Below are 22,852 nucleotides of genomic sequence, written 5' to 3' on the forward strand. Positions count from 1 at the left end.
GAGCCTGCCCACCCACGTCCGCATCGTCGAGGTCGGGCCGCGCGACGGCCTGCAGAACGAGAAGACCGACATCGGCACTGCGGCCAAGATCGAACTGATCGACCGGCTGTCCAGGACCGGCCTGGCCAGCATCGAGGCCACCGCCTTCGTCAGCCCGAAATGGGTGCCGCAGATGGCCGACGCCGCCGAGGTGCTGGCCGGCATCGCGCGCGCGCCCGGCGTCAGCTATCCGGTGCTGGTGCCCAACGAACAGGGCTACGAACGCGCCCGCGCCGCCGGGGCGCAGGAGGTCGCGGTGTTCACCGCCGCCTCCGAGGCGTTCAACCTGAAGAACACCAATGCCGGCATCGACGCATCGCTGCAGCGCTTCGCGCCGGTGCTGGAACGCGCGCGCGCCGATGGCGTGAAGGTGCGCGGCTACGTCTCCACCGTGCTCGGCTGCCCCTACCAGGGCGAAGTGCCGCTGGCCGAGGTGGTGCGCGTGGCGCGGGCGCTGCACGACATGGGCTGCTACGAGGTGTCGCTGGGCGACACCATCGGCGTCGGCACGCCGGCCAGGGCACGGGCGATGCTGAAGGCTGTCGCCACCGAAGTGCCAATGGATGCGCTGGCCATCCATTTCCACGACACCTACGGGCAGGCGCTGGCCAACGTGCTGGCCTGCCTGGAGGAAGGCGTGGCGGTGGTGGATAGCGCGGTGTCCGGCGCCGGCGGCTGCCCCTACGCCAAGGGCGCCAGCGGCAACGTCGCCAGCGAGGACGTGGTCTACATGCTGCACGGCCTCGGCATCCGCACCGGCATCGACCTGCCGCTGCTGGCGGAAACCGGGCGCTGGCTGGCCGGCCTGCTGGGCCGCGAGACCGGCAGCAAGGTCGGGCGCGCGCTGGGCGCGGCCTGAACATCACCCACTGAACCTGGGCCCCTGCGCATGAGCACGTTCGAAATCCGCCCCATCCGCGCCGGCGACGATGCCGCGATGGCAGACGTCATCCGCACGGTGATGCCCGAGTTCGGCGCCACCGGCAGCGGCTTCGCCATCAGCGACCCGGAAGTGGACTGGATGAGCCGCGCCTACGCCGCGCCGCGCCACGCCTATTTCGTGGTGGAGCGCGACGGCCGCGTGCTCGGCGGCGCCGGCGTGGCCCCGCTGGTCGGGGGCGATGCCGGCGTCTGCGAACTGCGCAAGATGTACTTCCTGCCGGAAGCCCGCGGCAGCGGCGCCGGCACGGCGATGATGGCACGCTGCCTGGACGCCGCACGCGGCTTCGGTTTCCGCCAGTGCTACCTGGAAACCCTCACCGGCATGGACGCGGCGATGCGGCTGTACGAGCGCAGCGGCTTCCGCCGCATCGACGCACCGCTGGGCGCCACCGGGCACGGCGGCTGCAACAGGTTCTACCTGCTGGATCTCTGACGGCTCCCCGCATCCCCTCCGATCGCCCGGAACATCGCCGGTGGAGGGTGCCAGCGACTTGCAGTCGCCCGGCGGCCACGCGGCAGCGGGCCTGTGCCGCGCACGCGGGAACGCGCGCTACGCCCGGCAATGCGGGCGCAGGTCCGCGTCGAACAACGGCGGGCATTTGCGCCACCGGCCGCGCCGCCCCGGCGACGACACACCCGGGCGGCCACTGGCATCCGCTAAAATCGCCGTTTCCCCGCCCGCAGGAATTCCCATGCAGCTCGCATCCGCCCGCGCCGTCATCACCGGCGGCGTTTCCGGCCTCGGCTTCGCCGTCGCGAAGCATCTGGTCAGCCACGGCGGCAAGGTCGCCCTGTTCGACGTCAACGAAGACAAGGGCGCGGCCGCCGTGGCCGAGCTGGGCGAAGCCAACGCCCGCTTCTTCCGGACCGACGTCAGCAACGAGGAACAGGTGGCCGCCAACGTGGCGGCCGCGAAGGAATTCCTCGGCGGCCTGAACGCGGCGATCAACTGCGCCGGCATCCTTGGCGCCGGCCGCGTGCTGGGCAAGACCGGGCCGATGACGCTGTCGCATTTCTCCACCACGGTGATGGTGAACCTGGTCGGCAGCTTCAACGTCGCCAAGGCCTGCGCCGACCTGATGCAGCACAACGAAGCGAACGCCGACGGCGAGCGCGGCGTGATCGTCAACACCGCCTCGGTGGCCGCCTATGAGGGCCAGATCGGCCAGGCCGCCTACTCCGCCTCGAAGGGCGGCGTGGTCGGCATGACCCTGCCGATGGCGCGCGAACTGGCCCGCTTCGGCATCCGCGTGATGACCGTGGCGCCGGGCGTGTTCTGGACGCCGATGGTCGACGGCATGCCGGAGGACGTGCAGAAGTCGCTGGCCGCCACCATCCCGTTCCCGTCGCGCCTGGGCCAGCCGCAGGAGTACGCCGACCTGGTGGCCTACATCCTCACCAACAGCTATCTCAACGGCGAAACCATCCGCCTCGACGGTGCCACCCGGCTGGCGCCGAAGTGAACGACTTCGGTTCGCGCGCCGCACGCTGGACGGCGGTCAAGTGGCCCGCGATCCGCGCGCGCGGCATGTGGCATTTCGTGCTGCTCAAGGGTGTCGGTTTCTGGGGCGGGCTGATGCTGGCATTCATGGCCATCGCCATGACCCTGCAACTTGGCCCGTCGCACCCTCGCCTCCCACTGGTGCTGGCCATCGCGGTGCCGCTGTGCGCCATCGGCGGCCTGATCTGGGGTCTGCTCACCTGGACCTTCAACGAACGCATCTTCCACGCGCTCCAACAACAGAAGAAGAACCTCCCATGAAGGCTTACGACATCAAGAAGGGCAACGTCGTTGAACACAACGGCACCGTCTACCAGATCCGCGACATCGAGCGCAGCAGCCCGCAGGGCCGCGGCGGCAACGTCAAGTTCCGCTTCACCATGTACAGCGTGCCCGGCGGCAGCAAGCTCGACATCACGGTGGGCGGCGACGACGAGCTGAAGGAAGTCGAGCTGTCGCGCCGGCAGGTGACCTATTCGTACCGTGACGGCGATGCGTTCGTGTTCCTGGACGACGAGGACTACACCCCGTACACGCTGGACGCCGACGTGGTCGGCGATGCCGCCGGCTACATCGTCGACGACCTCACCGGCTGCTACATCCAGATCATCGACGACCTGCCGGTGGCGATCCAGCTGCCGCAGTCGGTGGCGATCGAAGTCGTCGAAACCCCGCCGGAACTCAAGGGCGGCACCGCCACCAAGCGCCCGAAGCCGGCCAAGCTGTCCACCGGCATCGAGATCATGGTGCCGGAGTACATCGGCAACGGCGAGAAGGTGTGGGTGAACACCACCACCGGCGAATTCGGCGGCCGGGCGGAGTAAGCCCCGGCGCAATTGCCCGTCTTCCCCGCTTGGGTGGGGATGACGGGCAAAGCTGTGCTGCGCAGGACGTTCTTGTTACCCCCGCGACACTGCCATCAGCAATGCCACCGCCACGGCGCTTGCCCAACATCGCCCGCTGCGCCACACTGCCATGGCAAGCCTTGCCATAGGAGCGCGCCGTGGCCACCATGAACATCTCCCTGCCCGACGAACTCAAGCAGTTCGTCGATGCGCAAGTGGCCGAACACGCCTACGGCTCGGCCAGCGAATACTTGCGTGAACTGATCCGCAAGCAGCGCGACGTGGAAAAGCTGCGCCAAATGCTGCTGGACGGCGCCAATTCCGGGCCGGCCACGCCCATGGAACCGGATTTCTTCGACAAGATGCGCGAACGCGCCCGTGCAAGGGCCGCCGGCAAGTGAAGCCGCTGCAATGGCATCCGCTCGCAAGACTTGATGCCGACGAAGCTGCGAACTGGTACGCCGAACAAGGCGGCTTGGCATTGGAACTTCGATTCATTCAGTCCCTGGACACTGCCATTGCACAGATCGCCGACCAGCCCGGCATCGGCGCATCACGCTATTCCGAGGTGCTGAAACTGCGCGACCTGCGCTTCTGGTCGCTCAAGGATTTCCCGTACCTGATCTTCTACCTCGAACGCGACACGCACGTTGACATCTGGCGCGTGCTGCACGCCCAGCGCGATATTCCGGCATGGATGGGGGACGCATGAGCCGCATCGCAGCCGCTGCGACGGCCCGCCCGCAAACTGCCCCACTTCACCGCGCCGCAAGGACCGCCCCGCAATGCCCAGCCTGAACTGGATCGGCAAAGACGCCGTCGTCAAACACCACAAGGACGTGCCGTTCCGCCTGCTGGAGCCGGTGCAGTCGCTGTCGTGCGCGGGGGATGCCGACAACGCCGCCGACAGCGGCAACCTGATCGTGCAGGGCGACAACCTGCTGGCGCTGAAGGCGCTGCTGCCGCGCTACGCCGGACAGGTGAAATGCATCTACATCGACCCGCCCTATAACACCGGCAACGAGGGCTGGGTTTACAACGACAACGTCAACTCGCCGGAGATCCGCCGCTGGCTGGGCGAGGTGGTGGGCAAGGAAGGCGAGACGCTGGACCGGCACGATCGCTGGCTGTGCATGATGTATCCGCGGTTGATGCTGTTGAAGCAGTTTTTGCGGGAAGACGGCGTCATCTTCGTTTCGATTGATGACAACGAACAGCATCACCTTCGTTCGTTGCTAGATGAGATATTTGGCCGAAAGAACTTGCTAGCTCAGTTCGTTTGGAATACCGAAGGACACACGGACAATCAGTTTTTGGTCAAAGTTAATCACGAGTATGTGGTCGCTTACGCCCGGGACATTCGTACCGTAGAAGTAGGCAATGTGATTGACCCCAACACCCGCCAAGAGAGCAATCTATGGGCTGGGTTTGCAGAGAATTCCATCACGAAAAATGGGCCTGGAAATCCACCGAGTGAAATTCTTCTCCCGGCGGGATTCCCAGTGGATTCAGAGAGCCTGAGCATAGGCGCGAGCGAGATTCCTCATGGACTCATCGAAGCAATGATTGAGGAAAGGCTTTCGAGCAACCCACTGAAGCGACGTTTCGGCAACATCCAATTCCCACTTCGACTTGATCCCATGGAAGCCTCGGGAGGAAAGTTGACCAAGCCTTGTCGTGTTTTTTCCGGTTGGGCAAACAGGAAGAAGCTACAGCAGTTTGTCGATGGCGGGTGCACTCCACTTAGCGATGACGGCCTACTGTCCTTCTACCTTTCATCTTCGGGAGTGATCTATTACCGACGTGAGCATGAGGAAGGCCCTCGAAGCATCGTTTCGGTGCTCCGAAATTTCAGCACGACCGAGAAAATGCGTAGTGAGCTTGAGGGCATGGGTATTAGCTTCAAATATCCAAAGCCCAAAGAGCTCATCGCTTACTTGATCGCTATAGGCGCGGACAGCGGGGACATCATCCTCGACAGCTTCGCCGGCTCCGGCACCACCGCCCACGCCGTGCTGAAACAGAACGCCGAAGACGGCGGCAACCGCCGCTTCATCCTCGTCGAAATGGACGACGGCATCGCCCGCAACGTCACCGCCGAACGCGTCAAGCGCGTGGCCCGCGGCTACACCAACGCCAAGGGCGACGCCGTGCCCGGCCTGGGCGGCGGCTTCCAGTTCTGCAAACTGGGCAAACCCCTCTTCGACGCGCGCGGCCATATCAGCAATGAAGTGCGTTTCGCCGAACTGGCGCGCTTCGTCTGGTTCATCGAAACCGGCATGGGCCTGCCGGCCAGCCGCGCCAGCCACAAGGCCGCCGACACCGCCAGCCCGCTGCTGGGCGTGCACGACCGCCGCGCCGTTTACCTGCTCTACAACGGCATCCTGAAAGATCGCAGCATCGACGGCGGCAACGTCCTCACCACCCCGCTGCTGGACCTGCTGCCTGCCCACGACGGCCCACGCGTGGTCTATGGCGCCCGGTGCGCCATCGGCGCCGACCGCCTGCGCGCGCTGGCCATCACCTTCAAGCAACTGCCCTATCACCTGCGGGTGGCGCCGTGAACCCGCAGGATGACAGCCCCGCTCCGCAGTCGGAACTGCTGCTGTACCGCGACGCCAACGCGCACACCCGGATCGAGGTGCGGCTGGAAGGCGACAACGTGTGGCTGCCGCAGCGGCAGATCGCCGAGCTGTATCAGGTGTCGGTCAAGACAATCAGCGAGCATCTGCAGAACATTTTTGACGAGGGCGAGCTTGAACCTGAACGAACTATCCGGAAATTCCGGATGGTTCAAGCCGAAGGCCCGCGCGAGGTGCGCCGGCTGGTGGACCACTACAACCTGGCCGCCATCCTGGCCGTGGGCTACCGGGTGCGCTCCGCGCGCGGCACCCAGTTCCGCCAGTGGGCCAGCCAACGGCTGTCCGAATATCTGGTCAAGGGCTTCGCCATGGATGACGAACGCCTCAAGCGCGGCCCGGACGATGGCTACTTCGAAGAACTGCTGGCGCGCATCCGCGACATCCGCAGCTCGGAGCGGATGTTCTGGCGCAAGGTGCTGGACATCTACGCCACCAGTATTGACTACGACGCATCGGCGGACGCCAGCCAGCGCTTCTTCCAGACCGTGCAGAACAAGATGCACTGGGCCGCGCATGGCCACACCGCCGCCGAAGTGGTGCTGGCGCGTGCCGATGCGCGCCAGCCCAACATGGGCATGACCAGCACCAGTGCCGGCCAACCGCGCCGGCAGGATGCGCCAATCGCCAAGAATTACCTGCACGAAGCCGAACTCGATGCGCTGAACCGCATCGTCACCGCCTATCTGGAATTCGCGGAATTGCAGGCCCTGAACCGCCAGCCGATGACGATGGCGGACTGGATCGCCAAGCTCGACGATTTCCTGCGCCTGAGCGGGCGCGACCTGTTGACGCATGCCGGACGCGTGCGCCACGACGATGCCCTGCGCCATGCGCAGCAGCAATACGATGCCTGGCGCAAGCAGCAATCGGCCCTGCCGCAGGCGGTGGATCGCGATTTCGACAACGCGACCCAGGCTTTGCAACCCGTGGCCCGAAAGCGCGGCAAGAACCGCACCCCCAAGGACAACGACGCATGAGCCTGAAGGTCTACCAGTCCGACGTGCTGGACCGCTACGAAACCTTCCTGCGCGCCTGGCGCGCGCAGGCGCAGGCGCATCCGGGCGAGCGCGTGGCCAGCCGGCTGGCGTTCGAGGAATGCACGCTGGAAAACTTCGGCTTCCGCATCCCCTATCACGCGCCGCCGGCCTTTGAGGCCAGCGACACCCCGGTGGTCTGCCTGCGGGTGCCCACCGGCGGCGGCAAGACCCTGATCGGCGGCCATGCCATCGCCCGGGTCAAGCGCAGCCTTGCGCCCGTGGAACACAGCCTGACCCTGTGGCTGGTGCCCACCGACGCCATCCGCAGCCAGACCCTGCGGGCCTTGCGCACGCCGGGCGCGCTGCTGCACGACGAGCTGCGCACGCTGTTCGGCGACGTGGCGGTGCTGGACATCGACGAGGCGCTGTCGGTGTCGCCGGCGGTGCTGGACAGCCACGACACCATCATCGTCACCACCATGCAGGCCTTCAAGCAGGCCGAAACCGACCGTCTGGCGGTGTATCGCGCCAATGGGGCGCTGATGGAACATTTCCGCGGCATTGACGGCAGCGGCTGGTCACTGGCCGAGGCGCTGGCGCTGCGCCGGCCGTTCATCGTGGTGGACGAGGCGCACAACCAGGGCAGCGCACTGGCATTCGACACCCTGACCCGGCTGGCCCCTTGCGCGGTGCTGGAACTGACCGCCACCCCCGACCGCATGCACCAGCCGTCCAACGTGCTGGTGTCGATTTCCGCGTCCACCCTGCAAAGCGAGGACATGATCAAGCTGCCGGTGGACATGGCGGTGCACCCGGACTGGCGGATCGCGCTGCGCGAGGCCATCGCCAAACTCGATGCGCTGCAGTCCGCCGCCGATGCCGAGCGCAGCGCCACCGGCGAGACGCTGCGCCCGATCATGCTGCTGCAGGCCGAGCGCCAGCAGAAGGACAACCCGGACGCGATGACCATCGACCGCGTGCGCGCGGCATTGATCGAACAGTTCGACGTGCCCGCCGCGCAGATCGCGCGTTCCGCCACCGGGATCGATGAACTCAGCGACGCCGACCCGGCCACGCTGCGCTTCGTCATCACCGCCGACAAGCTGCGCGAAGGCTGGGATTGGCCGGCGGCCTATGTGCTGATGAGTTTCCGCGGCAGCAGCACGCAGATGGCGCTGGAGCAGATCCTGGGCCGCGTGCTGCGGATGCCGCAGGTCACGCGCAAGCAGCAGGAGGCTCTGAATTGCGCGTATGCGTTCGCGGTGTCGAACAACCTTGCCGAGGTGGCCGCCACCCTGCGCGACGGGCTGGTGCAGGCGGGCTTCGAACGCCAGGACGCCAAGGATCTGGTGCGCGGCACGGCGTTGAGCAACGGCAACGACGATCTGCTGCGCGCGCAGGCCAGCGTCAGTGTGCCGCTGCCGGCGCAGGACGGCTGTCTGGTGCTGCCGGATTTCTCGCAGCTGCCCGAAGCCACCCGCAAACGCATCGAAACCAAGCTGGAGCTGTCCCCGGAAACCGGCAGCCTCACGCTGCGCGGCGAATGGAGTGCCAAGGAACAAAAGGCGCTGAAGGAGGCATTCCGTGAACCCGCCGCCGTTGCCGCGCTGGAGCAGGCCTTCACCCACCTGCAATCCCCTGTTGCTGCGCCACCGAAGACACCTTCCGAACTGGGCCAGACGTTCGAGTTGCCGCTGCTGGCGTGGTCGCAAGGCGACTTGCTCTGCGATCTTGGCAATGCCCCCGCGCTGGAAGGCACGCTGACGCTGGCCGACGTCGATTTTGCGCTGGACAACGCAGCGTTCCCGCGCGAGCTGGAAACCCTGCAGCGCGCACGTCTGCGGCTGGGCGATGCGGAAAAACTCAAGCTGGACCCGCTGGAACAACTCGACGTGCAGCTGGGCTTGTTCGGCGTGCGCGATACCGCCAGCCTTGAAGACCTGCAGTGGACACTGGAACAGCGCCTGGCCGCGCCGGATCTGGACCCGGAAGACCTGGCCGCCTGGCTGTCCGGCGTGCTGCGACACCTGCTGGAAGTGCGTGGCTTCAGCTGCAGCGAACTGGTGTATCAGCGGGTGGAGCTGAGCGACGTTCTGGCCCAACGCATCGCCCACGCCCGACGCCACGGCCAGCACCAGCGCTTCCTCGACCTGCTGGGCGATGAGGGCCGGATGAGCGCCGATGTCCGCCTGCAGTGCGTGTTCAAATCCGGCCGCTACGCCTGGGACTGGCAATACAACGGCTTCGTCACCCTGCCCAAACACTTCTTCCCGCAAATCGGCAACCTGCGATCGCAGGGCGAAGAATTCGAATGCGCCGACTTCATCGCCAACCGGCTGGACGGCGTGCGCGACTGGGTACGCAACATCGAGCGCAAACCCGGTGCGTTCTCGCTGCCGACGTCCCACCAGCGGTTCTACCCGGACTTCCTGGTACGGATGACCGATGGCCGCATGCTGGTCGTTGAATACAAGGGTGCACACCTGTACGACAACCCGGAGCAGGTTGAAAAGCGCCGCATCGGCCAGCTGTGGGCACGCCGCGCGGGCGAACGCTTCCGCTTCGTCATGCCCAAGCGCAAGGACTGGGGCATGATCCGCGCGGCGCTGGGGGCATAAGGCGTGAGCTGGCAAGCCCGGAAACCAATGGCATGAGCCTTCCGCCCTTCTCCCTTTCCACCCACGGCGTGCGCCTGGAACCACTGACGCGCGACCATATCGCGGCGCTGCAGGACGCGGTGGACGATGGCGACATCGGCGCGATCAACTACGTCAACGTGCCCGCCCGCGACGGCATCCCGGGCTGGGTGGAAGAGGCGCTGGCGATGCGCGACGCCGGCCGGCAGCTGCCGTTCGCGATCGTCGCCGGCGGCCGCGCGGTAGGCAGCACCCGCTTCTACGACATCGACCTGTCGGTGCCCACGCTGGCGATCGGCTACACCTTCCACGCCGGCTCGGTCTGGCGCACCCACGTGAACACCGCCGGCAAGCGGCTGATGCTGGGCCACGCTTTCGATACGCTCGGCGCGCAGTCGGTGTATTTCCACACCAGCCACCAGAACCTGCGCTCGCAGGCGGCGATCGAACGGCTGGGCGCGCAGCGCGACGGCATCCTGCGCGCGCACCGCCGCCACAAGGACGGCAGCCTGCGCGACACCCACGTGTATTCGATCACCGCACCGGAATGGCCGGCGATCCGTGCGCGGCTGGACGCGCGCCTCGCCGTCGGCTGAGCGCCGCGCGTCGTCACTGGCGCGTACGGCCGGGTGCGCCCGCTCTTTCTCTCCGCTACGCGGAAGGTCCGCTTACCAGTCGATGCCGAGGGTCACGCTGACGTTGCGGCCCGGGCGCGTGTGGAAGTCGAGCGGCGGCGTGGTGGCGAACGGATCGATGCCGCGGACCGAAGTCCAGTCCCAGTACCTGCGGTCGGCAATGTTCTGCAGCCCCAGACCCAAACGCATGCCGGGACGGAAGCGCCACCACGCGTAGGCATCCAGCAGGGCGTGGCCGGGCGTGCGGAACAGCGGGCCGGCGCTGGTATCCAGGCGCCCCTGCCGGGCCACGCCGGTGGCCACGAATTCCGCGCCCCAGCGGCCTTCCAGCGGTTCCCAACTCGCTCCAAGAACGAGCCTTGCGGGCGCCACGCTGTTGAGCGGCCGGTTGCGTTCCTGGTCGCGCCCGTGCGCCCAGGCCGCAGCGGCGCGCAGCGCCCAGTCGCTGGTCGCGCCCGGGCTGTAGGACAGGCTGGCCTCGACGCCGTGGATGGATGCGCGCGTGCGGTTGACCGACTGGAACACCAGCGCCCGCGTCACCGGATCGATGCCCAGGTTGGCTCGCGATTCGATGAGATCGCGGTAGCGGTTTCGATAGGCCGACAGCTGCGCCTGCAGCCGCGGCCCTTCCCAGCGCCAGCCCAGTTCCAGGCCTTGGCTGCGCTCCGGCCGTAGCTGCGGATTCGGGCGGACTTCATAGTTCAGCAGCGTCAGCGACAGGCCGATGTTGACGTCGCCGAACGGCGGCGCGCGGAAACCGCGCGCGTACTGGGCGAACCAGGTCGAATGTCCGCTGCTGCGCCAGCGCAGGCCCAGCTTCGGCGTCCACGCGCTGCGGGCGATATCGGCCACGGCCACGTCCGGGTAGTCCTCGCGGAACATCGCATCGGCCTCGGCGTCCAGCCGGTAGCGCTCCCAGCGCAGTCCCGGGATCACCGCGAAGGTCTCGCCGATGCCGATCTCGTCCTGCCAGAACGCACCCAGCTCGGTGCTGCGGCTTTCGGGGAAATCGCGCACCGGGAACCGCTCGCCCAGCACCACGTTGCTGCTGGCGCCGGTGGCCAGATTGATCTCGCGGCCGTCGCGGTAACCGCTGTAGCGGGTGCGCGCGTACTCCAGCCCGAACACATGCCAGTGCGACCAGGCGCCAGCCTCGGAACGCGCCTGGCCCAGCCACTTCAGCCCGGTGTTGCGCTGCCGCAGGTCGAAGCGGCGCTCGCGCAGCGACGGGAACGGCGTGGCGCGGTCGGCCAGGCGGGTCTGGGCGGTGTCCTGCAGGCTGCGGTTGCGCTGCCCGTAAACCAGCAGCTCCGACGCGTCCAGCCAGGCCGCATCAGGCGTCCACTCGCCCTTGAGGCTGGCGCGATCGCGCTCGAAACGGTCGTCACCCAGCAGTTCGGTGGTGGTCGCCAGGCGCCCCGGGCCGAACCGTGACGAGCGCATATCGACTTTGCTGCGGCCGCGGGCGGCGTCCAGCGCGAAGGTCCAGCGTCCCAGCACGCCGCCATCCCATGCCAGCTTGGCCAGCGTGCTGCGGCGCCACTGGTCGACGGGATTGGCAGGCATCCGGGTGGAGGCGTTTTCCACCTCATGGCCCTCGCGATGGGACAGCAGCAGCATGCCCTGCAGTGCACCGCTGCCGCCGGCCATCGACACCGACAGCTGGCGGCCGCGATCGCGCCCGGTCCAGCCCAGCCTCCCCCCGAGGTAAGCCTGGCCCTCCACGCGATCCAGCAGGTCCTGCGGATCCAGCGTGCGCCAGGCCACCACCCCCGCCAGCGCATCGCTGCCGTACAGCGTGGACGCCGGGCCGCGCAGGATTTCCACCCGCTGCACCGCGGCGATATCCACCAGGTCGCGCCCGGCGGCGGCAAACTGGCCCACGCTGAAGCCCTCGGCCAGCGGCACCCCGTCGATTTCCATGCCTACCCGGTTGCCGTCCAGTCCACGCACGGAGAATCCCTGCCAGCCGAACCGGGAAACATCACCCAATGCGTCCACGCCAGGCTCGTAACGGACCAGATCGGCGATGGTCTGCACCTGGCGGCGCTCGATGGTTTCGCGGTCCAAGCTGCTGACCGTGCCGACCACCTGCGCCGCGGGTTCCGCTGCCTTGCTGGCCACCACCACCACCCGGCCCAGCCAGCGGATCCCGTCCTCGGCGGGGATTACCGCGGCGGACTGCGCATGCGCCAGCGGCGACAGCGCGACCGCGATTGCCCCGCAGAGGACTTTTCTTGTGGAATCGCGCATGAGAATGAGCTGCAATTGGACCCCGGGATTCTAGGCCGGGAGAACGGATTTAATTTGATTTGAATCAGATCGGCCCGGCTGCAACCGGCTGAGAATCACCGTGCGTTGAAAGCAGTTTCTCTTCATCGCGTCTTCAACCGTTACTGGGGAGTCCTATGAACAAGAAAGTCGCAATGACCGCATTGGGGCTGGCGATGTTCGGCGGCATGTCCGCCTATGCCATCGCCCAGATCGCCAACGAGCGCCCGCCCAAGACGAAAATGGAGGCCGGCGAGGCCGCCTACCTCGCCAACTGCGCGGCCTGCCACCAGCCCAACGGCAAGGGCCTGGCCGGTGCATTCCCGCCGCTGGCCGGCTCGGACTACCTCAAGGCGCTGACCCGCGACCAGCTGATCGATTCCGTGCTGCAGGGCATCAGCGGCAAGATCACCGTCAACGGCGTGGACTACGACAATGTCATGCCGCCGATGGCCCACCTGTCCGACGAGGACATCGCCAACGCACTGACATATGTCGCCGGCAGCTGGGGCAATACCGCCGCGTTCGAGATCGACGACGACCACGTCAAGGCGCATCGCCAGGCGACCGGTGGCGCGGCAGCCGCCGCGCCCGCGCAGGCGCAACAGACCGCGCAGTCGCATGCGAGCTCCACCGCGGCGGAGACCAAATACGAGGGCGCGCCGCTGGCGGTGCCGGCCGAGCTCGCGATCGCCAACGATCCCAAGGGCGGCCCACCGCTGACCGACGACGAGCGCAAGCACTCTACCCAGATCTTCTTCGAACGCTGCGCCGGCTGCCACGGCGTGCTGCGCAAGGGCGCTACCGGCAAGCCGCTGACCCCGGACATCACGCGCGCCAAGGGCACCGAATACCTCAAGGCGCTGATCAATTTCGGCTCACCGGCCGGCATGCCCAACTGGGGCACGTCGGGCGACCTCAGCCCGAAGGAAATCGATGCGATGGCGCGCTTCCTCCAGCATGAACCGCCGGCGCCGCCGGAATGGGGCATGAAGGAAATGCGCGACAGCTACGTGGAATTCGTCCCCGCCGACAAGCGGCCGACGAAGAAGATGAACAACTACAACATCGAAAACATCTTCGCGGTAACCCTGCGCGATTCTGGCGAGGTGGCTCTCATCGATGGCGACACCAAGAAGATCATCAACGTCGTCAAGACCGGCTACGCGGTGCACATCTCGCGCACTTCGCACTCCGGCCGCTACCTCTACACGATCGGCCGCGACGCCCGCCTCGACCTGATCGACCTGTGGCTGCCCAAGCCCGACAAGGTGGCCGAGATCAAGGTCGGCCTGGAAGCGCGCTCGGTCGAGACCTCCAAGTTCAAGGGCTTCGAAGACAAGTACGCGATCGCCGGCACCTACTGGCCGCCGCAGTTCGTGATCATGGAGGGCGAGACGCTCAAGCCGCTGAAGATCGTTTCCACCCGCGGCATGACGGTCGATACCCAGGAGTACCACCCGGAACCGCGCGTGGCCGCCATCGTGGCATCGCACGAACACCCGGAGTTCATCGTCAACGTCAAGGAAACCGGCAAGATCATGCTGGTCAACTACGAGGACATCGAGAACCTCAAGACCACCACGATCAACGCCGCGCGCTTCCTGCACGACGGCGGCTGGGATTCGACCAAGCGCTACTTCCTGACCGCAGCCAACCAGAGCGACAAGATCGCGGTGGTGGACTCGCGCGACCAGAAGCTGGCCGCGTTGATCGACGTCGACAAGATCCCGCACCCGGGCCGCGGCGCCAACTTCATGCATCCCAAGTGCGGGCCGGTGTGGGCGACGTCCGCGCTGGGCAACGAGAAGATCACCCTCATCGCCACCGACCCGGTGAACCACAAGGACTACGCCTGGAAAGTCTGCGAAGTCCTGATGGGCCAGGGCGGCGGCTCGCTGTTCGTGAAGACCCACCCGAAGTCGAAGAACCTGTGGGTCGACACCACCCTCAACCCCGATCCGAAGATCAGCCAGTCGATCGCGGTATTCGACACCACCGACCTGACCAAGGGCTACCAGGTGCTGCCGATCGCAGAATGGGCAAATCTGGGCGAAGGCCCGAAGCGCGTGGTGCAGCCGGAGTACAACGCCAAGGGCGACGAGGTCTGGTTCTCGGTATGGAACGGCAAGAACCAGCGTTCCGCGATCGTGGTGGTAGACGACAGGACGCGCAAGCTGAAGGCGGTGCTGGACGACAAACGCCTGGTCACGCCCACCGGCAAGTTCAACGTCCACAACACGGTGCGCGACGTCTACTGAGGCAAACCGCGTCTTCCCGCGCCACCCCGCCCCGCCGGCAGCCACCGGCGGGGTTTTTCATGGCCGGCAACCGGCACCAGTCCGGGAACGAAAAAAACGGCGCCCCGTTGGAGGCGCCGTCGCTGGCGGCCGTCGCTGGCGCGAAACGCCGGCGCGATCAGACCTTCTTGGCCCAGGCGCTGCACCAGCCCTTGGCCGCCACGCTGTGCTGCGGGAACAGCGTGCACGGGCCGTAAGCCTGGCCGGCCGCGCCCTTGTAGAACATGCAGTTGCTGCAGTCGCTGGCCGGCTTGAAGGCCTTGTGGGCAAGACCCTTGGTGCTTTCCACATAGTTCAGCGCCTTGGCCTGGGCATTGTCCAGCGGCAGTTTGGGAAGTCCGCCCGCCGGCGCCTTCGCCTGGGCCAGGACATCCTTGGCGGCCAGCGGTGCCAACGCCAGCAGCGCCGCATAGCCGATGAAACGACGGCGGCCGGAATCATGTGGGTTCATGGTGGAAAGCCTCCTTGGGGAATGTACGAATATTCGGCCGCACTCTGGCCGGAGATATTGACCGGCATCAAACACCGGTAATTCGATGCGGAGTTTCCGACAATCGGCGGCAGTTTCCAACCGGCATATTCGCGAAAGAGAATCGTTCCCGATATCGGCGACATTCCCGATGCCATCGCGGATTTGAATCGCGGGATTGCAGTTGCGATGCGGGACACCGATGCGTGCTGCGGGACGGCGTCAGTGCAGATCCAACCCGCCCTGTTCGCGGTTGAGCCGGCGCAGTCGCTCGCCCAGCGCGGCCAGGTTGTCATCGATCGCGCGAAGTTCATGTTGCTGCCCTGCCGGCAGCGCGGCCTGCGCCAGCTGGCGCAGCCGCACCCATCCGTCGCCGACCTGGACCGACAGCCGCATCGCCTGCGCCTCCAGCGCCCCGCGTTCATCCTGCGGCAAGCCGTAGCCCCCGCCTTCCAGCGCGCCGGGGCGCACCAACAGGCCGGCGCGGGCCAGCAGCAGCTGCACCTGCTCGTGCGCGGCGCGGCCTTCGCCTGGCGCCAGCAAGCGGCGCTTGGCCGCATCGCGCGCGCGCAGTTCGGCACGCCGCTGTGCCGCCTCCTCCAGCAGCAGCAGCGCGGCGGTCGTCGCCAGGTCGCCTTGTTCCAGCCACGGCCTGCGCCGCGGCGCCGGCAGCGTCAACCAGTCTTCCAGCCGTGTCTGCGGCAGCGCCAGCCGCTGCCGCGCCAGCGCGAACATCTGCCGGTAACGCGCCTGCGCCGATTCGAAGTAATAGCCGTTGCGCAGCGCCGCGTCACGGTCATCCAGCACCGAGGCATCGGCCACACCGACGCGCTCAAGGCGCCGCAGCAGGCCGGTTGGGGTGATGCTGCGCAGCGGCAGTGCAGCCAGCCGCGGCACGCCATCGCGCAGCAGCCGCCAAGTTTCCACCGCGCAATTGTTGTCGATGAAGTAATAGCGGCCGTCGTAGCTCCAGTGCAGCCGCGCGGCGCGTTCCAGCAGGGCGGCGATCTCGCTCGGCTGCAGCGTCAGCGGAATCGAACGCAGGCCGCGCAGTTCGACCTGGGTGTACTCGTCGATCACCTGGTCCAGCGGCAGCAGGAACAGCCGCGACGGATAGCGCCCGGTCAGCCCGCGCCAGCTGGAAATCTGCACATCGTCGACGAAGGCGCGGAAGCTGAGCACGCGGTGGTACTGCAGGTCCAGCCTGCAATCCGGCCCCGGCGCGCGGCCGGGCGCGCAGATCACCAGCCGCAGCATGGCGTGGCCCCAGCGGCTCATCGGCGCTGCGTTGCCCTCGGCGAGCAGGTAATCCACCGCATGGACGCGCGCCGGGTCTAGGCGTTCGAAGCCGGTCGTGGCGGTGTCCTGCCCCACCTGCAGGAACACCAGCCCGGGCGCGCACGCCGCGGACGGCGGCTGCCAATCGAAGCGGGCGGCGAAATAACGGGCCAATGCCGGACGGCGACACGCGTATTCGGGGTCCAGCAGGAACCATTCCAGGTTGACCGCAACGAACTCGCCGGGGTCGTGCAGTTCGTAGCGATCCGGGCTGCGGTCGGTGAACGGGTTGCGATGGCCGCGCAGTCCGAAGCGCAGCGGGCGCAGCTGCCAGCCGGCAAGGTCGAGCAGGCGCGGATCGCGCGACAACCCGCCGGACGGCCCGCGGTCCAACACATGCGCCAGCTCGTGGATCAGCGCGGCCTGCGCCGCACGCGTGGCCGCACCTGCGGCGCCCTCCCGTGGCGAACGCGCCATCCAACCATCGAGCAGTTCGCGACGCAGGCTGACCTGCAGGCCCACGCTGCGGCCATGCACCTGCGCCGGCAGGTCATCGCGCCAGCGCAGTTGCAGGTCGGCGGGTATAGCGGCGCGCCAGGCTGGCGGCAGGCGCGCTTCGACCTCCTCCACTAACTCGTGGCTTGCCTGCAGCTGCGCCGCATCCAGCCCGCGCGGCTCCACCTGCAAGCGGGAGGCGGCAGCCGGCAGCGTGATGCTGGCCAGCGCTGCCGCCGACAGCAGCCGCCACCAGAGGCGGCGCGGGCTCACCGGGCCAGGATGGCCTGCGCCAGCTGCATGTCGCTGGCAGCGCGCGCATCGGCACGGCGCTCACGCAGCAGCCGCAGGGCCGCCTCCAGGCGCGCACCGCGGATGCCGCCGTCACTGGCGACGAAGGCTGCAGCATCCGCACGTGCCTGCAGCACCACCTTGTCGTCGCCGGAGGTGCTGCCGGAGGTCGCCGAGCCAGCGGAAGAAGCGCTGGAAGCAAAACTGCCGGCACAGACCGGGGCGGCCGCGAGCAGCAGGACGATGGGCAGGAAGGATTTCGACATGGCGTTCTCGACTGGCGCGCCCGTGCTGGCGTGCCGGCAGACTAATCCAAACCCGCGGAGAATCCAGCCTCGCGCCGCGGCCGCCGGCCCGCCTCGGTTCATGTTGGCGCGCGGACGCGTCAGCGGTCGAACAGCTTGCCGGGATTCATGATGCCGTTCGGATCCAGCACCGCCTTGATGCCGCGCATGGCCGCGATTTCGGCCGCGCTGCGGGTGCAGGCCAGGTAGGGCTTCTTCACCAGCCCGATGCCGTGTTCGGCGGAAATGCTGCCGCCGTGCGCCTGCAGCGACTGCGCCAGCAGCTTGGTCACGCGCTCGCAATCGGCCACGAACGCATCCTGCGCCATGGCGTCCGGCTTGAGGATGTTGATGTGCAGGTTGCCGTCGCCGATGTGGCCGAACCACACCACCTCGAACTGCGGATATTCGCGCCCCAGCAATGCCTGGGTCTCGGCAAGGAAGGCGGGCATCGCCGAGATCCGCACCGACACGTCGTTCTTGTACGGCAGGTAGCGCGCCAGGCTTTCGGTGATCGCCTCGCGCAGCCGCCACAGCTGCGCGGCCTGCGCGTCGCTGGCGGAAATCACCCCGTCGCTGACCAGGCCCTGCTCCAGGCATTGCTCGAATGCGGCCAGCGCTTCGGCTTCGCTGGCTTCGTCGCTGGCGAATTCCGTGACCACGTAGTACGGGTGGGCCTGCTCGAACGGCGGCGGCTCGCCGTGGGCCAGCACGTGCCTCAACGCGACATCGGTCAGGAACTCGAAGGCCTGCAGCTGCAGCCGCGCACGGAAGGCTGCGAATACCTGCATCAGCGCCTCGAACGACGGCAGCGCCAGCAGCATCACGTTGCCGGGCGGCGGCGGGTCGGTGAGCTTGAGGGTGGCCTCGACGATGATGCCCAGCGTGCCTTCCGAGGCGATCGCCAGGTGGCGCAGGTCGTAGCCGCTGGAATCCTTGACCAGGCCGCGCCCCAGTTCCATCAGCTCGCCGCTGCCGGTCACCAGCCTGACCCCGGCCACCCATTCGCGGGTATTGCCGTAGCGCACCACCCGGATGCCGCCGGCATTGGTGGCGATATTGCCGCCGATGCTGCAGGAACCGCGCGAAGCGAAATCCACGGGGTACTGCAGGCCGTGTTCGCGCGCCGTCTCCTGCACCTTCTGCAGCGGGATGCCGGCCTGCACGGTCAACGTGCGGTCCACCGCATCGAACGCCAGCACCTTGTGCATGCGCTCGAGGCTGAGCACCAGCTCGCCATTGGCGGCCACCGCGCCGCCGGACAGTCCGGTGCGGCCGCCCGAGGGCACGATCCCCACGCCCTGCGCGTTGGCCCAGCGCACGATGGCCTGGACTTCCCCAACGCTGGCCGGCAGCGCCACCGCCAGCGGCGCCGGCGTCCAGCGCCGGGTCCAGTCGCGGCCGTAGTGTTCCAGATCGGCGGGTTCGACCAGCAGCCGCAGCTCGGGCAGCAGGACACGCAGGGATTCGAGGCGGGGGTCGGACATGGCGGCGGTGATCCGGAAGAAAAACAGGGCCGCGACGGCAGCGCCGGCACGGTTTCATCTGCAACATCCACTGGGGCATGTTGCGCCCGGAAAATAGCATGACGCAGCGCAACAAAAGCGTCGGATTTATGGCTATATTCGGCATCCGTACCCCGCCGGATGTCGTCCGCATGTCCCCGAAGAAGACCTCCTTCCCGAAACAGGACATCCGCGTGCTGCTGCTCGAAGGCGTCAGCCAGACCGCGGTGGACGCGCTGCGCGCCGCCGGCTACAGCCAGATCGAATACCACGCCAAGGCGCTGCCCGAGGACGAGCTGAAGGCGCGGATCGCCGAAGCGCATATCGTCGGCATCCGTTCGCGCACCCAGCTGACCGCGGAGGTGCTGGCCGAGGCCAAGCGCCTGATCGCGATCGGCTGCTTCTGCATCGGCACCAACCAGGTGGACCTGGACGCCGCCGAACTGGCCGGCATCCCGGTGTTCAACGCGCCCTACTCCAATACCCGCAGCGTGGCCGAGCTGGTGCTGGCGCAGACGGTGATGCTGATGCGCGGCATCCCGCAAAAGAGCGCGGAATGCCACCGCGGCGGCTGGTCGAAGGCCGCCACCGGCAGCCACGAGGTGCGCGGCAAGACGCTGGGCATCGTCGGCTACGGCCATATCGGCACGCAGGTCGGCGTGCTGGCCGAAGCCCTGGGCATGCAGGTGATCTTCCACGACATCGAAACCAAGCTGTCGCTGGGCAACGCCCGCGCCGCCGCCGGCCTGGACGACCTGCTGGCGCGCGCCGACGTGGTCACTCTGCACGTGCCGGAAACCCCGTCCACGCAGTGGATGATCGGCGCGCCGCAGCTGGCGAGGATGAAGCCCGGCGCACACCTCATCAACGCCGCGCGTGGCAGCGTGGTGGTCATCGAGGCGCTGGCCGATGCGCTGGCTTCCGGCCACCTCGGCGGCGCGGCGGTGGACGTGTTCCCGGTCGAGCCCAAGGCCAACGGCGATGTCTTCGAATCGCCGCTGCGCGGCCTGGACAATGTCATCCTGACGCCGCACATCGGCGGCAGCACGCTGGAAGCGCAGGACAACATCGGCGTGGAGGTAGCGGCCAAGCTGGTGCGCTACAGCGACAACGGCAGCACCCTGTCGGCGGTCAACTTCCCCGAGGTCACCCTGCCCGAGCACGAGGGCAGCCTGCGCCTGCTGCACATCCATCGCAACGTGCCGGGCGTGCTGTCGCAGGTCAACGAGATCTTCGGCCGCCACGCGGTCAACATCGACGGCCAGTTCCTGCGCACCGACCCTTCGGTGGGCTACGTGGTGATCGACGTCAGTGCCGACGAAGCACAGGCCAATGCCTTGAAGGACGAGCTGGCGGCGATCCCGGGCACGCTGCGGACGCGCGTGCTCTATTGAGACGATTTCTTCCGCAGGAGCGCACCACAGGGGCGCGACGCTCCTTGCAGGATCCGGTACAACCCATCGCGCCCCCGCGGCTCCCCTACGCAGCTGCCAACCATTTCTGCGCCATCCGCCGCACCGAGGGATCGGTGGCGGGATCGGCGGCCAACTCATCGATCCGCCGCCAGGCCAGGTCCAGCGACTCCTCGCTGATGGTGTAGGCCTCGTCGTCGCCGGCATGCACCACGTAGCGCACGTCGTAATGCCAGTGCGCCGGCACCGACTCGTGTTCGGGAATCCAGTGGCGGTCGAGGTCGAAGATCGCATCGCCCACGCGCAGGCCCGCCAGTCCTGATTCTTCCTCCGCCTCGCGCAGCGCCGCCTGCGGCAGTTCGCGCTCGCCATCGGCGTGCCCGCCCAGCTGCAGCCACAGGCCCAGCTTGCGATGGTGGGTCAGCAGCACGCGCGTGCCGCTGCGATCCACCAGCCAGCAGGAGGCGGTGAAATGCCCGGCCAGTCGTTCGCGGCGGAACGGATCCTCGCCGTCGCCCAGCAGTTCGCGGAACAGCGCCACGGTGGGAAGCTCGTCCGGCCAGCGTGCGGCGTACCCATCCAGCGCGGCGTGCAGGGCTGCGTCCATCGCGGGTTGTGCTCCTTGGAATCTGAATGCGCTGCATTATCCCGCGTCGTGACCGCCGGCGCTTGTGCCCGACGCCCATGAGCGTTTAAGGTCGGCCCCTTGCGGCATGCCTGCAGGCGGCCGACCACAACAAGAACCCGGGGGAGTCACCTGATGCTGTTCCAGCGAGTCAAGCCGCTCGACAAGATCCTCGAGACGGCGGAAAAGAAAGCACTCACGCGCCAGCTCGGCGCCTTCCAGCTCACCCTGCTCGGCATCGGCGCCATCATCGGCACCGGCATCTTCGTGCTGACCGCGGAAGCGGGCCAGAAGGCGGGCCCGGCGATGATGCTGGCCTTCGTGATCGCGGCGGTGGTGTGTGCGCTGGCCGCGCTGGCCTACTCCGAACTGGCCTCGATGGTGCCGGTGGCGGGCTCCGCCTACACCTACACCTACGCGGTGATGGGCGAGGCCATCGCCTGGACCGTGGGCTGGGCGCTGGTGCTGGAATACGCGGTTGCCGCGGGCGCGGTGGCGGTGGGCTGGTCCGGCTACATGAACGGGCTGCTGATGAGTGCCGGCATGGAACTGCCGCTGGCGCTGCGAACCGGCCCGATGGATGGCGGCGCCTTCAACGTGCTGGCCTTCGGCATCGCCCTGGTGATCACCGGCCTGCTGGTGCTGGGCACCTCCAAGTCGGCCAAGGTCAACGCGGTGCTGGTGCTGGTCAAGGTGATCGCCCTGACCGCCTTCATCATCATCGCGGTGCCGGCGGCCAAGGACGTCAACTTCCAGCCGTTCTTCCCCACTGGCTGGGGCAGCCCGCTGGGCGGCATCGGCGTGCTGGGCGCTGCGGCCTCGATCTTCTTCGCCTACGTCGGCTTCGACGCGGTCTCGACCGCGGCCGAGGAAACCAAGAACCCCAACCGCAACATCCCGATCGGCCTGATCGGCTCGCTGCTGGTCTGCACCGTGTTCTACATGCTGGTGGGTTACGGCGCGGTGGGCGCCATGGGCGCGCAGCCGATGTTCGGCCCGGATGGCGTGGCCCTCCATCCGGGCACCCCGCAAATGGCGGCGGCCTGCGCCGGCTCCGATGCGCTGGTGTGCAGCAAGGAACCGCTGGCGCACGTGCTGAAGATGCTGGGCTTCGCCGGCTGGGGCAACGCGATCGGCCTGGCCGCTGCGCTGGCCCTGCCCTCGGTGGTGCTGATGATGATCTACGGCCAGACCCGCATCTTCTTCACGATGTCGCGCGACGGCCTGCTGCCGGAAATCCTGTCCCGGGTGCACCCGAAGTTCCGCACCCCGCACGTGGTCACCATGATCACCGGCGTGTTCGTGGCGCTGTTCGCGGCGATGTTCCCGGTGGGCATCCTGGCGGACATCTCCAACTCCGGCACCCTGTTCGCCTTCATGGCGGTATCGCTGGGCGTGCTGATCCTGCGCAAGCGCGACCCCAAGCGGCACCGCCCGTTCCGCACCCCGCTGGCCTGGGTGGTCTGCCCGCTGGCCATCGCCGGCTGCCTGCTGCTGTTCCTGAACCTGTCGATGTACACCATCGGCCTGTTCTTCGGCTGGGCGGTGGTCGGCCTGATCGTGTACGCCGTCTACGGCTACCGAAACAGCGATCTGGCGCGCGGCATCACCGGTCCGGAAGGCGGCAACACGATGGAAGCCGAACCCAAGTTCCACGAGGGCCCGCAGGCCTGACCGCAAGGCCAGGCACCGCGAAAAACCCGGC

The 22,852-nt window shown here is 67.5% G+C and carries 21 protein-coding genes; 14 read left to right on the top strand and 7 right to left on the bottom strand.

The genetic code is table 11. The features are described 5' to 3' along the window. Positions 1–4 precede the first annotated feature (4 nt). The 11 genes from SPK54_RS04825 to SPK54_RS04875 all read left to right on the top strand — a co-directional run bounded on the left by SPK54_RS04825 (position 5) and on the right by SPK54_RS04875 (position 10,178). A complete protein-coding gene (locus SPK54_RS04825; RefSeq protein ID WP_330946916.1) occupies positions 5–898 on the top strand; it encodes a hydroxymethylglutaryl-CoA lyase in 894 nt (297 codons plus the stop codon). A 30-nt stretch (positions 899–928) separates the two neighbouring features. Next, complete coding sequence (locus SPK54_RS04830; protein ID WP_330946803.1) at positions 929–1,414, top strand: GNAT family N-acetyltransferase; 486 nt, start codon at positions 929–931, stop codon at positions 1,412–1,414. 259 nt (positions 1,415–1,673) lie between these two features. Then, positions 1,674–2,444 (top strand): SDR family NAD(P)-dependent oxidoreductase, encoded by a 771-nt coding sequence (locus tag SPK54_RS04835; protein WP_330946804.1) that lies wholly within the window; start codon positions 1,674–1,676, stop codon positions 2,442–2,444. Continuing rightward, a complete protein-coding gene (locus tag SPK54_RS04840) occupies positions 2,441–2,743 on the top strand; it encodes a hypothetical protein (protein ID WP_190280756.1) in 303 nt (100 codons plus the stop codon). Before SPK54_RS04835 ends, SPK54_RS04840 begins: the two co-directional genes overlap by 4 nt. After that, entirely contained in the window at positions 2,740–3,306 is a 567-nt protein-coding gene (gene yeiP / locus SPK54_RS04845) for an elongation factor P-like protein YeiP (RefSeq protein WP_330946805.1), read from the top strand. Before SPK54_RS04840 ends, yeiP begins: the two co-directional genes overlap by 4 nt. A gap of 179 nt (positions 3,307–3,485) precedes the next feature. After that, positions 3,486–3,728, top strand: coding sequence for a type II toxin-antitoxin system ParD family antitoxin (locus tag SPK54_RS04850; protein WP_330946806.1), 243 nt, complete (start codon positions 3,486–3,488; stop codon positions 3,726–3,728). Next, positions 3,725–4,039 (top strand): type II toxin-antitoxin system RelE/ParE family toxin, encoded by a 315-nt coding sequence (locus tag SPK54_RS04855; protein WP_330946807.1) that lies wholly within the window; start codon positions 3,725–3,727, stop codon positions 4,037–4,039. The genes SPK54_RS04850 and SPK54_RS04855 overlap by 4 nt, the downstream gene beginning before the upstream one ends. Positions 4,040–4,112: 73 nt before the next feature. Beyond that, positions 4,113–5,891 (top strand): site-specific DNA-methyltransferase, encoded by a 1,779-nt coding sequence (locus tag SPK54_RS04860; protein ID WP_330946808.1) that lies wholly within the window; start codon positions 4,113–4,115, stop codon positions 5,889–5,891. Next, positions 5,888–6,946 (top strand): virulence RhuM family protein, encoded by a 1,059-nt coding sequence (locus tag SPK54_RS04865; protein ID WP_028838215.1) that lies wholly within the window; start codon positions 5,888–5,890, stop codon positions 6,944–6,946. Before SPK54_RS04860 ends, SPK54_RS04865 begins: the two co-directional genes overlap by 4 nt. Then, positions 6,943–9,564: a DEAD/DEAH box helicase family protein gene (locus SPK54_RS04870; protein ID WP_330946809.1), complete on the top strand. Its 2,622-nt coding sequence runs from the start codon at positions 6,943–6,945 to the stop codon at positions 9,562–9,564. The genes SPK54_RS04865 and SPK54_RS04870 overlap by 4 nt, the downstream gene beginning before the upstream one ends. A gap of 32 nt (positions 9,565–9,596) precedes the next feature. Continuing rightward, positions 9,597–10,178 (top strand): GNAT family protein, encoded by a 582-nt coding sequence (locus SPK54_RS04875; RefSeq protein WP_330946810.1) that lies wholly within the window; start codon positions 9,597–9,599, stop codon positions 10,176–10,178. A gap of 72 nt (positions 10,179–10,250) precedes the next feature. On the opposite strand, the gene SPK54_RS04880 is transcribed toward SPK54_RS04875, so the two are convergent. Beyond that, a complete protein-coding gene (locus SPK54_RS04880) occupies positions 10,251–12,470 on the bottom strand; it encodes a TonB-dependent hemoglobin/transferrin/lactoferrin family receptor (RefSeq protein ID WP_330946811.1) in 2,220 nt (739 codons plus the stop codon). A gap of 155 nt (positions 12,471–12,625) precedes the next feature. Between SPK54_RS04880 and SPK54_RS04885 the strand changes: the two genes are divergently transcribed. Next, a complete protein-coding gene (locus SPK54_RS04885; protein ID WP_330946812.1) occupies positions 12,626–14,749 on the top strand; it encodes a cytochrome D1 domain-containing protein in 2,124 nt (707 codons plus the stop codon). A 157-nt stretch (positions 14,750–14,906) separates the two neighbouring features. Here SPK54_RS04885 and SPK54_RS04890 read toward each other — a convergent pair whose 3' ends face one another. The 5 genes from SPK54_RS04890 to SPK54_RS04910 all read right to left on the bottom strand — a co-directional run bounded on the left by SPK54_RS04890 (position 14,907) and on the right by SPK54_RS04910 (position 19,092). Next, positions 14,907–15,239 (bottom strand): high-potential iron-sulfur protein, encoded by a 333-nt coding sequence (locus tag SPK54_RS04890; RefSeq protein WP_330946813.1) that lies wholly within the window; start codon positions 15,237–15,239, stop codon positions 14,907–14,909. After that, positions 15,236–15,457, bottom strand: a complete 222-nt coding sequence (locus SPK54_RS04895; protein WP_330946814.1) for a hypothetical protein — start codon at positions 15,455–15,457, stop codon at positions 15,236–15,238. Before SPK54_RS04895 ends, SPK54_RS04890 begins: the two co-directional genes overlap by 4 nt. A 22-nt stretch (positions 15,458–15,479) precedes the next feature. After that, a complete protein-coding gene (locus SPK54_RS04900; RefSeq protein WP_330946815.1) occupies positions 15,480–17,303 on the bottom strand; it encodes a DUF4105 domain-containing protein in 1,824 nt (607 codons plus the stop codon). Further along, positions 17,300–17,587 carry a DUF2388 domain-containing protein gene (locus tag SPK54_RS04905; protein ID WP_330946816.1) on the bottom strand — a complete coding sequence of 96 codons (288 nt, stop codon included), beginning with the start codon at positions 17,585–17,587 and terminating at the stop codon, positions 17,300–17,302. The genes SPK54_RS04900 and SPK54_RS04905 overlap by 4 nt, the downstream gene beginning before the upstream one ends. A gap of 119 nt (positions 17,588–17,706) precedes the next feature. Then, a complete protein-coding gene (locus tag SPK54_RS04910; protein WP_330946817.1) occupies positions 17,707–19,092 on the bottom strand; it encodes an FAD-binding oxidoreductase in 1,386 nt (461 codons plus the stop codon). A 170-nt stretch (positions 19,093–19,262) separates the two neighbouring features. On the opposite strand from SPK54_RS04910, the gene serA reads away from it, so the two are divergent. Continuing rightward, positions 19,263–20,504 carry a phosphoglycerate dehydrogenase gene (serA, locus tag SPK54_RS04915; protein WP_330946818.1) on the top strand — a complete coding sequence of 414 codons (1,242 nt, stop codon included), beginning with the start codon at positions 19,263–19,265 and terminating at the stop codon, positions 20,502–20,504. Positions 20,505–20,589: 85 nt separating this feature from the next. Here serA and SPK54_RS04920 read toward each other — a convergent pair whose 3' ends face one another. Next, positions 20,590–21,129: an NUDIX hydrolase gene (locus SPK54_RS04920; RefSeq protein WP_330946819.1), complete on the bottom strand. Its 540-nt coding sequence runs from the start codon at positions 21,127–21,129 to the stop codon at positions 20,590–20,592. A 153-nt stretch (positions 21,130–21,282) separates the two neighbouring features. Here SPK54_RS04920 and SPK54_RS04925 point away from each other — a divergent pair, with 153 nt between their 5' ends. After that, positions 21,283–22,821, top strand: coding sequence for an amino acid permease (locus SPK54_RS04925; protein ID WP_330946820.1), 1,539 nt, complete (start codon positions 21,283–21,285; stop codon positions 22,819–22,821). Positions 22,822–22,852 lie beyond the last annotated feature (31 nt).

This window comes from Thermomonas sp. LB-4, assembly GCF_036409385.1.
Taxonomy (GTDB): domain Bacteria; phylum Pseudomonadota; class Gammaproteobacteria; order Xanthomonadales; family Xanthomonadaceae; genus Thermomonas.